Genomic DNA, 14757 nt, shown 5'->3' on the forward strand with positions numbered 1-14757 from the left:
GATGAACCCCCGATGACCTTGACAGTTCCGGCAGTTGGCGGCTCCGGCCCGGTCACGTACGGCAACCGAAGCGCTCCCGCAAGTCCCCCAACGGAACGTATCTGCGCGCGTACGATCCCATAGCCTTCGCACACTGCGACTCTCCAGTCACGCTACGCTCACCAGGATTCGGGTTCGTCCCCTCAATCCGTGATCAGGCAGGCGGTTCCGGAACAGTCACCACCAGACGGGCATGACGGCATCTTCACCAGCAAAGCGACTACAGAGACCACAGTTCAGGCCAGGCACCCCGGCTCCCTCTCCGACACCCTCGGTACGCAGCAGAACGGCACAAGGCGGCGCATGCCACAGCACACCTCCGGATCCGACCGGGCAGCGGTACCCCCCGCCGCCCGCGGCTCCGACGTGCGGCCTCCCGCGCCCTCCTCACTCGAGGAGCTGTGGAGGTCGTACAAGGCCACCGGTGACGAGCGACTGCGCGAGCAGCTGATCCTGCACTACTCGCCGCTGGTGAAGTATGTCGCCGGCCGGGTCAGCGTGGGGCTGCCGCCCAATGTGGAGCAGGCGGACTTCGTCTCGTCCGGTGTCTTCGGGCTCATCGACGCGATCGAGAAATTCGACATCGGACGCGAGATCAAGTTCGAGACGTACGCGATCACCCGGATCCGGGGCGCGATGATCGACGAGCTGCGCGCCCTGGACTGGATCCCGCGCTCCGTGCGGCAGAAGGCGCGCAATGTGGAGCGGGCCTACGCGACGCTCGAGGCCAGGCTGCGGCGCAGCCCCTCCGAGGGCGAGGTCGCCGCGGAGATGGGGGTTGCGCTGGAGGAACTGCACGCCGTTTTCAGCCAGTTGTCGCTGGCGAACGTGGTGGCGCTGGAGGAGTTGCTGCACGTCGGCGGCGAGGCCGGGGACCGGCTCAGCCTCATGGACACCCTTGAGGACCGGGCGGCGGACAATCCGGTGGAGGTCGCGGAGGACCGGGAGCTGCGGCGGTTCCTGGCGCGGGCGATCAACACGCTGCCGGAGCGGGAGAAGACCGTCGTGACGCTCTACTACTACGAGGGCCTGACACTCGCCGAGATCGGGAACGTGCTGGGGGTCACGGAGAGCCGGGTCAGTCAGATCCACACGAAGTCGGTGCTGCAGCTGAGGGCGAAGCTGGCCAGTTTCGGTCGGTGAGCGGTGAGCGGTGAGCGGTGAGCGGTGAGCGGTGGCCGGTGGCTGGTGGTGAATCGTCCCTGCCGGGCCTGTGTGGCCGGGGTGCGTGGTGGCCGGTGAGGCTCCCGTCCCGGGTGGCCCGTCCGTAAAGTGGAGCTGTGCCAAGGATTCGAGCGGCCTCTGTGGCCGAGCACCGGTCGATGCAGCGCGGCGCCCTCCTGGACGCTGCGCGTTCCCTGTTGTCCGAAGGGGGGACGGAGGCGCTGACGTTCCCCGCTCTGGCCGAGCGGACGGGGCTCGCGCGGTCGTCCGTGTACGAGTACTTCAAATCCCGCGCGGCCGTGGTCGAGGAGCTGTGCGAGGTCGACTTCCCGGTCTGGGCCGCGGAGGTCGAGGGCGCGATGGCCCGGGCCGCGACGCCCGAGGGCAAGGTCGAGGCGTATGTGCGGGAGCAGCTGGCCCTGGTCGGGGACCGGCGGCATCGCGCCGTGGTCGCCATCTCGGCGAGCGAGCTGGACGCGGGGGCGCGCGAGAAGATCCGCGCCGCGCACGGCGGGCTCGTCGCGATGATCGTCGAGGCGCTCGGGGAGATGGGGCACGAGCAGCCCAGGTTGGCCGCGATGTTGTTGCAGGGCGTGGTGGACGCGGCGGTGCGGCGGATCGAGTTCGGCGCCGCGGAGGATCCGGGCGTGATCGTGGACGCGGCTGTGGGGATGGTGTTGCGGGGCGTGGGGGGTTAGGGGTGGGTTCCGGCGAACCTCTCGTCTCTGGCCTATCTCCGACCCGGGCCGGGCGCTGACTGCGGGCCGGGCATTGAGCCCGGGCCGGGCACTAAGTCCGGGCCGGACGTTGGCTCTGGGTCTGGGCCCAGACCCCGGACCGGGCCCCTGACTCCGGACCGGGCCCCTGACTCCGGACCGGGCCCCTGACTCCGGACCGGGCCCCTGACTCCGGGCCAGGCCCCTGACTCCGGGCCAGGCCCCAGACCCGGGATCGGGCCCCAGACCCGGGATCGGGCCCCGCCCCCTCGTGCTGGGCCTCGCTCCCGCTCCGGGCCCCAATCTCCCACCGCGCCCCAGCCTCCACGTTCGGCCCGAACCTCCTACCGGGTCCCAGTCCCGGACCGGGCCCCAAGCCCACGCCAGGCCCCGCCCCCGGCGTCCGGTCTCAACCTCACCCTGATGCCGAACCTCCCACCGGCCTCCAATGCCGGACCGGGCCTTAGGACCTGCCGGGTCCTGACCCTTGCGTCCGGTCTCAACCTCCCACCGAGCCCGAACCTTCTACCGAGCCCCAGCCGCACGCCAGCCAGAACCTCCCATCGACCCCGAACCTCCTACCGAGTCCCAGCCTCACGCCAGCCAGAACCTCCCATCGACCCCGAACTTCCCACCGAGCCCAAGCCACGTGCCGAACCCTGCCCCCACACTGGGCCCCAGCCCCGCACGGAACCCCCGCCCCACACAGGGCCCCCGCCCCACACAGAGCCCCCGTCCCACAGAGAGCCCCACCCCCACACCGGCAGCAACCGGGACGGGTGTCCGTGCAGCAGGGACGGGTCCAGCAGGGAGAGCGGGTCCAGGTAGACCGCGCCTTTCAGGAGGCCCCAGTGCAGGCACGAGGGGGATGAGGGCGGGCAGTGGCCCGTAGGGAGTTGGAGGACTCCGAGCGGGTCACCCGGCGCCACGCGATCGCCTTTCTCGACCGTCGCCGTCACCGGTTCGTACGTCGTGCGCAGGGGCGGGTCTCCCGTGCCCGTCAGTTCCACGGTCACCACGCCCCGGCCCGCCACCTCACCGGCGAAGGAGACCCGGCCCGCCGCGACCGTGCGGACCGGGGCGCCGATGGGGGCGGACAGGTCGACTCCGCGGTGGCCAGGACCGTAGGGCGTCGTCGGCGGGGCCCAGGGACGGACCACCGCCGGACGGTCGCCGACGGGCCAGAACCGGGCGTCGCCGTGCCCCGTAGCGTGGTGGACCGCATCCGCGGCGCCGTGTGTCGCACCCCACGCGACGCCGCTGCCGACTACCCCGGTGAGGACGCCGACGAGGGCACAGATGACGCCGGCGGCCAAGGCACCTGCGACACGGGCCGCGCTTGAGCGCGGCGGCCTCGGCGTGCGGGCCCACCGCGCCGGCCCCGCCCACCACGTAACGCTGAGTAGTTTTCCCATGGCGGAGACGATCCTCGCTCCGGCGGAGTCCGGCGGATCATGGCCTGGAACCGTGGACTACCGACCGGTTGTGGACAGGGGCGTCACCCCCTGCCTCGCGGGTCCCGTACACTTCATGTGGCGATCCGGGCCACCGGATCGACTTCGCACGCCCCGACACCGAGCCTCACCGTTCGTGTCAGCGTCTTTCGGTCCCGTACTCACGTACGTGGCAGGCGCGCCCCGGGGCGTCAGGAAACAACCGAGAACACACAAGGAGTACGGCCATGGCCGTCGTCACGATGCGGGAGCTGCTGGAAAGCGGCGTCCACTTCGGTCACCAGACCCGTCGTTGGAACCCGAAGATGAAGCGTTTCATCTTCACGGAGCGCAACGGCATCTACATCATCGACCTGCTCCAGTCGCTGTCGTACATCGACCGCGCCTACGAGTTCGTCAAGGAGACCGTCGCCCACGGCGGCACGGTCATGTTCGTCGGCACGAAGAAGCAGGCGCAGGAGGCGATCGCCGAGCAGGCGACCCGCGTCGGCATGCCCTACGTGAACCAGCGCTGGCTGGGCGGCATGCTCACCAACTTCTCGACCGTCTACAAGCGTCTGCAGCGCCTCAAGGAGCTCGAGCAGATCGACTTCGAGGACGTCGCCGCGTCGGGTCTCACCAAGAAGGAGCTTCTCGTGCTCTCGCGCGAGAAGGCCAAGCTGGAGAAGACCCTCGGTGGTATCCGCGAGATGTCCAAGGTGCCCAGCGCCGTCTGGATCGTGGACACCAAGAAGGAGCACATCGCGGTCGGTGAGGCCCGGAAGCTCAACATTCCGGTCGTCGCCATCCTCGACACCAACTGCGACCCCGACGAGGTCGACTACAAGATCCCGGGCAACGACGACGCGATCCGCTCCGTCACGCTGCTCACCCGCGTGATCGCCGACGCCGTCGCCGAGGGCCTCATCGCCCGCTCCGGCGCTGCGACCGGCGACCAGAAGCCGGGCGAGAAGGCCGCCGCCGAGCCGCTCGCCGAGTGGGAGCGCGACCTGCTCGAGGGCGAGAAGAAGGCCGACGAGAAGCCCGCGGAGGCCCCGGCCGCCGAGGCTGCTGCGCCTGAGGCTCCGGCCGACGAGGCCCCCGCCGCCGAGGCGCCCGCCGCCGAGGCCGAGGCCACCGAGGCTCCGGCCGCGGACGCCGAGCAGGCCTGACCCGTACGGGTACCGGGATCAACACCGGTTGCATGAGGTGACGGCGGGGGCCCCAGCGGCCCCCGCCGTCCACCCGTGACCTTCGTCTTCAGACTTCGTAGAGAGAAAACCAGGATCATGGCGAACTACACCGCCGCTGACGTCAAGAAGCTCCGCGAGCTCACGGGCGCCGGCATGATGGACTGCAAGAAGGCGCTCGACGAGGCCGACGGCAGTGTCGACAAGGCCGTCGAGGCCCTGCGCATCAAGGGTCAGAAGGGCGTCGCCAAGCGCGAGGGCCGTTCCGCCGAGAACGGTGCCGTCGTCTCCCTCATCGCCGACGACAACACCTCCGGTGTCATCGTCGAGCTGAAGTGTGAGACGGACTTCGTCGCCAAGGGCGAGAAGTTCCAGGCGGTGGCGAACCAGCTCGCCGCGCACGTCGCCCAGACGAACCCGGCCGACATCCAGGCGCTGCTCTCCTCCGAGATCGAGGCCGGCAAGACCGTCCAGGCCTTCGTCGACGAGGCCAACGCCACCCTCGGCGAGAAGATCGTCCTGGACCGCTTCGCGCAGTTCAGCGACGGTTACGTCACCGCGTACATGCACCGCACCATGCCTGACCTGCCCCCGCAGATCGGTGTCCTCGTCGAGCTCGACAAGGAGAACGCCGAGATCGCCAAGGGTGTCGCCCAGCACATCGCCGCGTTCGCGCCGAAGTACCTCTCCCGCGAGGACGTCCCGGCCGAGGTCGTCGAGTCCGAGCGTCGCGTCGCCGAGGAGACCACCCGCGCCGAGGGCAAGCCCGAGGCCGCGCTCCCGAAGATCGTCGAGGGTCGCGTCAACGGCTTCTTCAAGGAGGCCACGCTGCTCGGTCAGCCGTACGCCCTCGACAACAAGAAGTCCGTCGAGAAGGTCCTCCAGGAGGCCGGTGTCACCCTGAAGCGCTTCGCGCGCATCAAGGTTGGCATCTGAGTCCGTACGTGACTCCGTACGCGACAGCCGCGAGACCCCGCTAGGGTCGACAGCAGTCGCCCGGGTACGCGCCGGGCGACCGCAGATGTGACGAGGAGGCCATTGCCGCGCATGGGATGCGAACACCCCACCGGCAGTGGCCTTCTTTGTATGTGTGCCAAGTAAAGAGGCGAGAAACCATGACCACCACCCAGGCCGGCAACGGCGACAAGAGCGACGACGGCAAAGGCGCGGGCCGCTTTCTGCTGAAGCTGTCCGGCGAGGCGTTCGCCGGGGGCGGGGGTCTGGGTGTCGACCCCGACGTGGTGCACGCCATCGCCCGGGAGATCGCGGCCGTCGTCCGCGGCGGAGCGCAGATCGCCGTCGTCATCGGCGGCGGCAACTTCTTCCGTGGCGCGGAGCTGCAGCAGCGCGGCATGGACCGGGCCCGCTCCGACTACATGGGCATGCTAGGCACGGTCATGAACTGCCTGGCCCTCCAGGACTTCCTGGAGAAGGAGGGCATCGACAGCCGCGTCCAGACCGCCATCACGATGGGCCAGGTCGCCGAGCCGTACATCCCGCTGCGCGCCGTACGTCACCTGGAGAAGGGCCGCGTCGTCATCTTCGGCGCCGGCATGGGCATGCCGTACTTCTCCACCGACACCACCGCCGCGCAGCGCGCCCTGGAGATCCACGCCGAGGCGCTGCTCATGGGCAAGAACGGCGTGGACGGCGTCTACGACTCGGACCCGAAGACCAACCCCGAGGCCGTCAAGTTCGACGCGCTCAGCTACAGCGAGGTCATCACCCGCGACCTGAAGGTCGCCGACATGACCGCGATCACCCTGTGCCGCGACAACAAGCTGCCCATTCTCGTCTTCGAGCTGCTGACGTCGGGCAATATCGCCCGGGCCGTCAAGGGTGAGAAGATCGGCACGCTCGTGGGCGACCAGGGCACCCGCGCCTGACCCACACGTCCGTACCGCCCCGCGAGGGATGGACAATGTCCTGCCGGTCGGACACCGTGCAAGGACACCGCAGGACACGCAGGAAACCGCGCGGGAAACAGACACGCGACGCAGCCGGCCGCCCCGTGCAAGCCGGGCCTCACTCAAGACACGCAGGAGCAAGTGGTGATCGAAGAGACCCTCCTCGAGGCCGAGGAGAAGATGGAGAAGGCCGTCGTCGTCGCCAAGGAGGACTTCGCCGCGATCCGCACCGGTCGTGCGCACCCGGCGATGTTCAACAAGATCGTGGCGGACTACTACGGTGCGCTGACGCCGATCAACCAGCTGGCCTCGTTCTCGGTGCCCGAGCCGCGGATGGCCGTGGTGACCCCGTTCGACAAGAGCGCGCTGCGTAACATCGAGCAGGCGATCCGCGACTCCGACCTGGGCGTCAACCCGAGCAACGACGGCAGCATCATTCGAGTGACGTTCCCCGAGCTCACCGAGGAGCGCCGCCGCGACTACATCAAGGTCGCCAAGACCAAGGCGGAGGACAGCAAGGTCTCCATCCGTTCGGTCCGCCGCAAGGCCAAGGACGCCATCGACAAGGCGATCAAGGACGGCGACATCGGCGAGGACGAGGGCCGTCGCGGCGAGAAGGAGCTGGACGACACCACCGCCAAGTACGTGACCCAGGTGGACGAGCTGCTCAAGCACAAGGAAGCCGAGCTGCTCGAAGTCTGAGTGAGCGCGGAACATCGAGGTTCGAGGAATCCGTGAACGACTCTTCCTGGGGGGCGCCGTCCGGGCCCGGGCACTGGGGGCCTTCCGCCCACGGGCCCGCCTACGGGCAGGGACCCGCGTACGACCAGGGGCGCGCTCCGGCGGGTCCCGCGTATGAACGGCACACGGTTGAGGAGACTCGGCCCATGCCCATCGTGCCCGATATGCCTGACGTGCCCGCCGGTGGCGGTGACGGGGACCAGGAGGACCGAGGGGCCGCTCGGCTGAGCGGCCCCCTGTTCCGCGACGAGACGACCCCGCAGCCGCCGCATACGCCGCGGGAGCCGATGCCCGGCGCCGCGCAACCCGCCCCGGCCGCTCCTTCGCAGCCGCAGCCGCAGCCGCAGTCTCAGCCGCAGCCGCAGGCGCCGTCCCCGGCGCAGCAGCCGAAGAAGAGCGCGGGCCGGGACCTGGGGGCGGCCATAGGAGTCGGCGTCGGGCTCGGTGTGGTGATCGTGGCGTCGCTCTTCATTGTCAAGGCGGTCTTCGTCGGCGTCATAGCGGTCGCCGTCGTCGTCGGCCTGTGGGAGCTGACGTCGCGGCTGGAGGAGCGCAAGGCCATCAAGGCGCCGCTCGTGCCGCTCGCCGTCGGCGGGGCCGCGATGGTCGTCGCCGGCTACGTCCGGGGCGCCGAGGGCGCCTGGGTGGCGATGGCCCTGACCGCGCTCGCCGTCCTGGTGTGGCGGATGACCGAGCCGCCCGAGGGCTACCTGAAGGACGTCACGGCGGGTGTCTTCGCCGCGTTCTACGTGCCGTTCCTCGCGACGTTCGTCGCGATGATGCTCACCGCGGACGACGGTGCCTGGCGCGTCCTGACCTTCCTGATCCTCACCGTGGTCAGCGACACCGGGGCGTACGCGATCGGCTGGCGGTTCGGCAGGCACAAGCTCGCGCCGCGCATCAGCCCCGGCAAGACCCGCGAGGGGCTGGTCGGCGCGGTGACGTTCGCGATGGTGGCGGGCGTGCTCTGCATGCAGTTCCTGATCGACGACGGGAGCTGGTGGCAGGGGCTCGTCATGGGTGCCTGTGTCGCGGCCAGCGCGACCCTCGGTGACCTCGGCGAGTCCATGATCAAGCGGGACCTCGGCATCAAGGACATGGGCACGCTGCTCCCCGGGCACGGCGGAATCATGGACCGCCTCGACTCCCTGCTGCCAACGGCGCCGGTGGTGTGGTTGCTGCTGGTGCTCTTCGTGGGGTCCTGACCTCGCCCCGCATTTTGCTCATGCGCGACGGGCCCCTGCCGCTGAGGTGGGGGCCCGTTGTCGTGAGATCTTCGGCTCGTCAGGACCGGGGCAGCGCACGGATCGCGCCGACGACAATCAGGGCGGGGACGACGAGGGCCGCTTCACTCATGGTGTAGACCAACCCTCTCGACAGATCCAGCTTGTCATAGGGGACGCTGACGAAGACTGCGCTCAGGGCGGCCAGAATTCCACTGATGATCAAGGTGAGCCAGGCTGAGACAGTGACATGCCGATTGAGGTAATGCGCATGTTCCCAGTCCGCGACAGCCCCTGGTGGGGACGGGGGGACTTTGCGCCGCCACAGGAGAACCACTCCCGCCACCAGTACGCCGAATGTCCCCCACGCCATCCAGTCTGCTTCCGGTGCTGCGGAGCGATTCGTCCACGTGTTGTGAAAACCGACCGAAGACACCGCCAGCATCAGCAACACAAAGATCGCTGCGACCAGGATGAGCCTGCGGAAAAAACGCACCTCGCCGTGGGAATTACGTTCATACGCCAGAAGTAGCCAAGCCAGGCCGGCGATCACGACGATTGCGTCGGCGGCCAGAATGGCTCCAGCGAACAGCTGCTCGACCAAGGCCCGCTTGCACACCAGTTCGCCGGAGGTCAGTGCGTACAAGTAGGCGGCGATCGCAAGCCCGAAGAAGCTGGGTAACAGCAGGCGTAGGCCGCGGGACGCATGCCCGTCACTGCCCGCCGCGTTCTTCTGGCCGATGACCATCACCACACCGGAAAACACGAAGCCGGCGAAGATTCCGCAGAACGCGCTGAGAGATTCGGCGGAGCCGATGGGATTCCAGTCTCCAGGTCCCTTCGTGCAAGTGTCCGGTATGAACTTCCCGGAAAGGGCGACCGTGAGCAGTGTCATGCGCGGGATAGTGCCAGCGGATCATGATGGTTGTCACCGGCAGCGGGCGGATTCTCTTAATGGATGTGCGTAGGCGAGCTGAACTTGTCCACACTGTCCACCCGGGTTTCTGTAGCGTCCCGCCTTCACAGATGATCGGTGCGACGGGTGCAGATCTGAGGAGCGTTGAGGGGTGACCTTCGGGGGCATGGAACGGTCTTGTTGCTTTTCGTGCCCTGGCCGGCTCCGCTGCTGCCGCTGAACCCCACCACAGGATGCCGAGGACGGTCACCCCCATCCATCTGCGACACTGGTACAGCCATGCCTAAGCCCGGAGAACTCACTTTCGTCGCCCCCCGCGCAGCCAAGAAGCCGCCGCGGCACCTCGCCGACCTCTCGCCCGCCGAGCGGAAGGAAGCCGTCGCCGCGATCGGGGAGAAGCCGTTTCGCGCCAAGCAGCTGTCGCAGCACTACTTCGCGCGGTACGCGCACGACCCCGCCGAGTGGACCGACATCCCCGCCGGGTCGCGCGAGAAGCTGCGGGAGGCGTTGCTGCCCGAGCTGATGACCGTCGTGCGGCACCTCTCGACCGACCAGGACACCACGCGCAAGACCCTGTGGCGGCTGTTCGACGGGACGCTCGTCGAGTCCGTGCTGATGCGCTACCCGGACCGTGTGACGATGTGCATCTCGTCGCAGGCCGGGTGCGGGATGAACTGTCCGTTCTGCGCCACCGGGCAGGCCGGTCTCGACCGGAACCTGTCGACCGGCGAGATCGTGCACCAGATCGTCGACGGGATGCGGGCGCTGCGCGACGGGGAGATCCCCGGCGGCCCGGCGCGGCTGAGCAACATCGTCTTCATGGGGATGGGCGAGCCGCTCGCCAACTACAAGCGCGTCGTGCAGGCCATCCGCGCGCTGACCGACCCCGAGCCGGACGGGCTCGGCCTCTCGCAGCGCGGCATCACCGTGTCGACGGTCGGGCTCGTCCCTGCCATCAACCGGTTCGCCGACGAGGGCTTCAAGTGCCGTCTCGCCATCTCGCTGCACGCCCCCGACGACGAGCTGCGCGACACCCTCGTACCGGTCAACACACGGTGGAAGGTGCGGGAGGTGCTCGACGCCGGGTTCGAGTACGCGGCCAGGTCCGGGCGCCGGCTCTCCATCGAGTACGCGCTGATCCGCGACATCAACGACCAGGCGTGGCGCGGCGACCGGCTCGGCCGGATGCTCAAGGGCAAGCCGGTGCACGTCAACCTCATCCCGCTCAACCCGACGCCCGGCTCGAAGTGGACCGCCTCGCGGCCCGAGGACGAGAAGGCGTTCGTCGACGCGATCGCCGCGCACGGGGTGCCCGTCACCATCCGCGACACCCGTGGCCAGGAGATCGACGGGGCGTGTGGTCAGCTCGCCGCCACCGAGCGGTAGCCTGGGGCCCGTACCCACATCTTCATATTCCGACAGGGGAGCGCCACAGCGCTGAGAGTGCGGCACCGAAGCAGGACAGGCCGCAGACCCTCTGAACCTCGCCCGGGTCATTCCGGGTAGGAAGTTCGGTCATCACTCATGCTGTTGCGCCCTGCCCGGCGGTCCTCAGGGGTCGCCGGGCAGGGCCGCGTCTTCTCCTGGTCATTCCAGGAGGAATTCGTAATGAGCACCACCAGCACCACCAGCACCACGCGTAGGACGACGTCCGTGGTCGTCGCCGTCGGCTGCGTCCTCGGGATGCTCGCGCTGTCCGCCTGCGGGTCGTCCGGCGAAGGGACCTCCGGTGAGTCCGCGACCGTCACCCTCGTCAGCCACGACTCGTGGGCCGTCTCCAAGAACGTCCTGAAGGACTTCGAGAAGAAGTCCGGCTACCAGGTCAAGGTGCTGGAGGACGGCGACGCCGGGCAGGCCGTCAACAAGGCGATCCTGTCCAAGGGGAACCCGCAGGGCGACGTCTTCTTCGGTGTCGACAACACCTTGCTGTCCCGTGCGCTCGACAACGGGATCTTCGCCCCGTACCGGGCCAAGGGACTGGAACGGGTGCCCAGCGAGTACCAGCTCGACGTCGCGAAGCACCGCGTCACCCCGGTCGACACCGGCGACATCTGCGTCAACTACGACAAGGAGTACTTCGCGCGGCACAAGCTGGCGGTGCCGTCCTCGTTCGCCGATCTGGCCAAGCCCGCGTACAAGAACCTGCTGGTCACCGAGAACGCGGCCACCTCCTCGCCCGGCCTCGGCTTCCTGCTCGGCTCCGCCGCGAAGTACGGCGGCGACGGCTGGCAGGGGTACTGGAAGAAGCTCGTCGCCAACGGCGTGCAGGTCGTCGACGGCTGGGACCAGGCCTACAACGAGGAGTTCAGCGGCAGCGCCGGCGGCAAGAAGGCCGGCGGCGAGCGTCCGCTCGTCGTCTCGTACGCCTCCTCGCCGCCCGCCGAGGCGATCTACGCCGACCCGCAGCCGAAGACGTCGCCGGTCGGGGTCGCCACCGGGACCTGCTTCCGGCAGGTCGAGTTCGCCGGGCTGCTCGACGGGGCGAAGAACGAGAAGGGCGGCCGGGCGCTGCTCGACTTCCTGATCTCGAAGGAGTTCCAGCAGGACATGCCGCTCAACATGTTCGTCGACCCGGTGACCGAGGACGCCTCCGCGCCCGCCGACTACCGCAAGTACGCGGTGCGGGTCGGGGACCCCGAGACCATGAGCCCGCGCACGATCGCGGACCACCGGGACGACTGGGTCAAGTCGTGGACCTCGCTCGTCCGCAAGTGACCGCCACGGTCCGGCCGCGCGGCGGGAGCGCGGCGCGGCTCGGCCTGATGGCGGTGCCCGTCGCGTTCTTCGCCGTCTTCTTCGCCTACCCGGTCCTCGCCATCGTCCGGCGGGGGCTGCTCGTCGGCGGCGCCTGGCAGTTCGGGCGGATCGTGGACGTGCTGGGGCAGTCCGACATCCGGCACGTCCTGTGGTTCACGGTCTGGCAGGCCCTCGCCTCGACCGCCCTGACGCTACTGATCGGGCTGCCGGGCGCGTACGTGTTCGCCCGGCTCGACTTTCCCGGCAAGCAGCTGCTGCGGGCCGTCGTCACCGTGCCGTTCGTCCTGCCGACCGTCGTCGTGGGCACGGCGTTCCTGGCGCTGCTCGGCCGGGGCGGGCTGCTCGACGCGGTGTGGGGCGTACGGCTCGACACCACGGTGTGGGCGATCCTGCTCGCGCACGTCTTCTTCAACTACGCCGTGGTCGTGCGGACCGTCGGCGGGCTGTGGGCGCAGCTCGATCCGCGGCAGGAGGAGGCCGCGCGGATGCTCGGCGCCTCCCGGTTCGCGGCCTGGCGCACGGTGACGCTGCCCGCCCTCGGACCGGCCGTGGCGGCGGCGGCCCTGATGGTCTTCCTGTTCACCTTCACCTCCTTCGGGGTCGTGCAGATCCTCGGCGGCCCCGGTTACTCCACGCTCGAAGTGGAGATCTACCGGCAGACCGCGCAGATCTTCGACCTGTCGACCGCCGCCGTCCTGACGCTCGTGCAGTTCGTCGCGGTGGGGCTCATCCTGGCCGTGCACGCCTGGAGCGCGCGGCGCCGCGAGAGCGCGCTGCGGCTCGTCGACGCCGCGCACACGGCGCGCAGACCGCGCGGCGCGGGCCAGCGCGCGCTCCTCGCCGGCGTCCTCGCGACCGTCGCCGTCCTGATCCTCCTGCCGCTCGGCGTGCTCGTGCAGCGCTCCCTGGACACACCGGGCGGGTACGGGTTCGGCTACTACCGGGCGCTCGGCGACGCCGACGGCGGGACCTTCCTCGTGCCGCCGATCGACGCCGTCGGGAACTCCCTGGAGTACGCGCTCGCCGCCACCGGCATCGCGCTCGTCATCGGCGGCCTCGCCGCGGCGGCGCTGACCCGCCGCGCGGGCCGCCTGGTCCGCGGGTTCGACGCCCTGCTGATGCTGCCGCTCGGCGTCTCCGCGGTGACCGTCGGGTTCGGGTTCCTGATCACCCTCGACAAGCCGCCGCTGGACCTGCGAGCCTCCTGGATCTTGGTGCCGCTCGCCCAGGCCCTGGTCGGCGTCCCGTTCGTCGTACGGACCATGCTGCCGGTGCTGCGGGCCGTGGACGGGCGGCTGCGGGAGGCCGCCGCCGTGCTCGGGGCCTCGCCGCTGCGGGCCTGGCGTGAGGTCGATCTGCCTCTGGTGCGCCGGGCGCTGCTGGTCGCGGCCGGGTTCGCGTTCGCGGTCTCCCTCGGCGAGTTCGGCGCCACCGTCTTCATCGCGCGGCCCGACAACCCGACGCTGCCGGTCGCCGTGGCGCGCCTGCTCGGCCGGGCCGGGGACCTCAACTACGGGCAGGCGATGGCCCTTTCGACCGTCCTCATGGTCGTCTGCGCCGTCTGTCTGCTGCTGCTCGAACGCATCAGGCCCGCACGGGCCACGACCGGGGAGTTCTGATGGCGGCCTTGCTCGCACTCGACGACGCGACCGTACGGTTCCGGGGGCGCGCCGCGCTAGACGGCGTGGACCTGGCGGTCGCGGAGCACGAGATCGTGTGTGTGCTCGGCCCCAGCGGCAGCGGCAAGTCCACGCTCCTGCGGGCCGTCGCGGGCCTGCAACCCCTCGACGGCGGACGGGTCCTGCTGAGCGGCCAGGACCAGGGCGGCGTGCCCGCGCACAAGCGGGGCGTGGGTCTGATGTTCCAGGACCACCAGCTGTTCCCGCAGCGGGACGTCGGCGGCAACGTGGCGTTCGGGCTGCGCATGCACGGCGCCGGCAAGCGCGAACAGGGCGCCCGGGTGCGGGAGTTGCTGGAGCTGGTCGGCCTTCCGGGGGCCGAACGCCGGGCCGTCGCCGCGCTCTCCGGCGGTGAGCAGCAGCGGGTCGCGCTGGCCCGGGCGCTCGCGCCGCGGCCCCGGCTGCTGATGCTGGACGAACCGCTCGGCCAGCTCGACCGGTCGCTGCGCGAACGTCTCGTCGTCGAACTGCGCGCCCTCTTCGGCGAACTGGGCACCACCGTGCTGGCCGTCACCCACGACCAGGGCGAGGCGTTCGCGCTCGCCGACCGGGTCGTCGTCATGCGCGACGGACGGATCGCCCAGTCCGGCACACCGCTCGACGTGTGGCGCCATCCGGCCGACGCGTTCGTGGCCCGCTTCCTCGGCTTCGACAACGTCGTCGAGGCGACCGTCTCCGTCTCGGGCGACGCCGCGGACACCCCGTGGGGCAAGGTGCCGGTCCCGGCCGGCTCGCCGCAGGGGCCCGGCCGGCTCCTCGTCCGGCCCGCCGGCGTCCGCCTGGTCGACCCCGCCGACGCCCAGCTGACCTGTACCGTCGCCGCCCGCACCTTCCGCGGCACGCACGTGGCGCTGCACCTGCAGCCCCGCGACGCGCCCCGGCTCGAAGCGGCGTGCGCGCTGCGCGCGGCGCCGGAACAGGGGGCCGAGGTCGGCGTCGCGTTCGACGCGGCGGAAATCGTGCTGCTGGGCGGCGGCGCGGCTGCGTAGGGT

The 14757-nt window shown here is 70.0% G+C and carries 13 protein-coding genes and 1 riboswitch; of the genes, 11 read left to right on the plus strand and 2 right to left on the minus strand.

Features of this window, described 5'->3' with window-relative positions; genetic code table 11:
- The first annotated feature begins 342 nt into the window (after window positions 1-342).
- Complete coding sequence (gene whiG, locus ABZY33_RS21535; RefSeq protein ID WP_356493226.1) at window positions 343-1182, plus strand: RNA polymerase sigma factor WhiG; 840 nt, start codon at window positions 343-345, stop codon at window positions 1180-1182.
- Window positions 1183-1343: 161 nt separating this feature from the next.
- Window positions 1344-1901, plus strand: a complete 558-nt coding sequence (locus ABZY33_RS21540) for a helix-turn-helix domain-containing protein (RefSeq protein ID WP_356493264.1) — start codon at window positions 1344-1346, stop codon at window positions 1899-1901.
- 596 nt (window positions 1902-2497) lie between these two features.
- Here the strand turns inward: ABZY33_RS21540 and ABZY33_RS21545 are convergent.
- On the minus strand, window positions 2498-3220 hold the full coding sequence (locus ABZY33_RS21545; protein ID WP_356493265.1) for a M23 family metallopeptidase: 723 nt from the start codon (window positions 3218-3220) through the stop codon (window positions 2498-2500).
- Between the two features lie 380 nt (window positions 3221-3600).
- Here ABZY33_RS21545 and rpsB point away from each other — a divergent pair, with 380 nt between their 5' ends.
- From rpsB to ABZY33_RS21570, 5 genes are all read left to right on the plus strand, one after another.
- Window positions 3601-4524, plus strand: coding sequence for a 30S ribosomal protein S2 (gene rpsB, locus ABZY33_RS21550; RefSeq protein WP_356493227.1), 924 nt, complete (start codon window positions 3601-3603; stop codon window positions 4522-4524).
- A gap of 117 nt (window positions 4525-4641) precedes the next feature.
- On the plus strand, window positions 4642-5478 hold the full coding sequence (tsf, locus tag ABZY33_RS21555; protein ID WP_356493228.1) for a translation elongation factor Ts: 837 nt from the start codon (window positions 4642-4644) through the stop codon (window positions 5476-5478).
- A 179-nt stretch (window positions 5479-5657) separates the two neighbouring features.
- Window positions 5658-6428 (plus strand): UMP kinase, encoded by a 771-nt coding sequence (pyrH, locus tag ABZY33_RS21560; protein WP_356493229.1) that lies wholly within the window; start codon window positions 5658-5660, stop codon window positions 6426-6428.
- Between the two features lie 165 nt (window positions 6429-6593).
- A complete protein-coding gene (gene frr, locus ABZY33_RS21565; protein WP_356493230.1) occupies window positions 6594-7151 on the plus strand; it encodes a ribosome recycling factor in 558 nt (185 codons plus the stop codon).
- A gap of 32 nt (window positions 7152-7183) precedes the next feature.
- On the plus strand, window positions 7184-8395 hold the full coding sequence (locus tag ABZY33_RS21570) for a phosphatidate cytidylyltransferase (RefSeq protein ID WP_356493231.1): 1212 nt from the start codon (window positions 7184-7186) through the stop codon (window positions 8393-8395).
- Between the two features lie 79 nt (window positions 8396-8474).
- On the opposite strand, the gene ABZY33_RS21575 is transcribed toward ABZY33_RS21570, so the two are convergent.
- A complete protein-coding gene (locus tag ABZY33_RS21575; RefSeq protein WP_356493232.1) occupies window positions 8475-9308 on the minus strand; it encodes a hypothetical protein in 834 nt (277 codons plus the stop codon).
- Window positions 9309-9608: 300 nt separating this feature from the next.
- On the opposite strand from ABZY33_RS21575, the gene rlmN reads away from it, so the two are divergent.
- The 4 genes from rlmN to ABZY33_RS21595 all read left to right on the plus strand — a co-directional run bounded on the left by rlmN (window position 9609) and on the right by ABZY33_RS21595 (window position 14754).
- Window positions 9609-10715, plus strand: coding sequence for a 23S rRNA (adenine(2503)-C(2))-methyltransferase RlmN (gene rlmN, locus ABZY33_RS21580; RefSeq protein WP_356493233.1), 1107 nt, complete (start codon window positions 9609-9611; stop codon window positions 10713-10715).
- A gap of 24 nt (window positions 10716-10739) precedes the next feature.
- Window positions 10740-10856, plus strand: a riboswitch (TPP riboswitch).
- An 81-nt stretch (window positions 10857-10937) separates the two neighbouring features.
- Complete coding sequence (locus tag ABZY33_RS21585; RefSeq protein ID WP_356493234.1) at window positions 10938-12044, plus strand: thiamine ABC transporter substrate-binding protein; 1107 nt, start codon at window positions 10938-10940, stop codon at window positions 12042-12044.
- Window positions 12020-13705 carry an iron ABC transporter permease gene (locus ABZY33_RS21590; RefSeq protein WP_356493235.1) on the plus strand — a complete coding sequence of 562 codons (1686 nt, stop codon included), beginning with the start codon at window positions 12020-12022 and terminating at the stop codon, window positions 13703-13705. The genes ABZY33_RS21585 and ABZY33_RS21590 overlap by 25 nt, the downstream gene beginning before the upstream one ends.
- Complete coding sequence (locus ABZY33_RS21595) at window positions 13702-14754, plus strand: ABC transporter ATP-binding protein (protein ID WP_356493266.1); 1053 nt, start codon at window positions 13702-13704, stop codon at window positions 14752-14754. Before ABZY33_RS21590 ends, ABZY33_RS21595 begins: the two co-directional genes overlap by 4 nt.
- The last annotated feature ends 3 nt before the right edge of the window (window positions 14755-14757 follow it).

Source organism: Streptomyces sp. NPDC006552 (assembly GCF_040611655.1).
In the GTDB taxonomy this organism is placed as follows: Bacteria; Actinomycetota; Actinomycetes; order Streptomycetales; family Streptomycetaceae; genus Streptomyces.

Excerpts from the sequence above, each read along its gene's own strand:
- rlmN (WP_356493233.1), top strand. The coding sequence starts at position 9,609 with ATGCCTAAGCCCGGAGAACTCACTTTCGTCGCCCCCCGCGCAGCCAAG.
- ABZY33_RS21575 (WP_356493232.1), bottom strand. The coding sequence starts at position 9,308 with ATGACACTGCTCACGGTCGCCCTTTCCGGGAAGTTCATACCGGACACT.
- pyrH (WP_356493229.1), top strand. The coding sequence starts at position 5,658 with ATGACCACCACCCAGGCCGGCAACGGCGACAAGAGCGACGACGGCAAA.
- ABZY33_RS21585 (WP_356493234.1), top strand. The coding sequence starts at position 10,938 with ATGAGCACCACCAGCACCACCAGCACCACGCGTAGGACGACGTCCGTG.
- tsf (WP_356493228.1), top strand. The coding sequence starts at position 4,642 with ATGGCGAACTACACCGCCGCTGACGTCAAGAAGCTCCGCGAGCTCACG.
- whiG (WP_356493226.1), top strand. The coding sequence starts at position 343 with ATGCCACAGCACACCTCCGGATCCGACCGGGCAGCGGTACCCCCCGCC.
- rpsB (WP_356493227.1), top strand. The coding sequence starts at position 3,601 with ATGGCCGTCGTCACGATGCGGGAGCTGCTGGAAAGCGGCGTCCACTTC.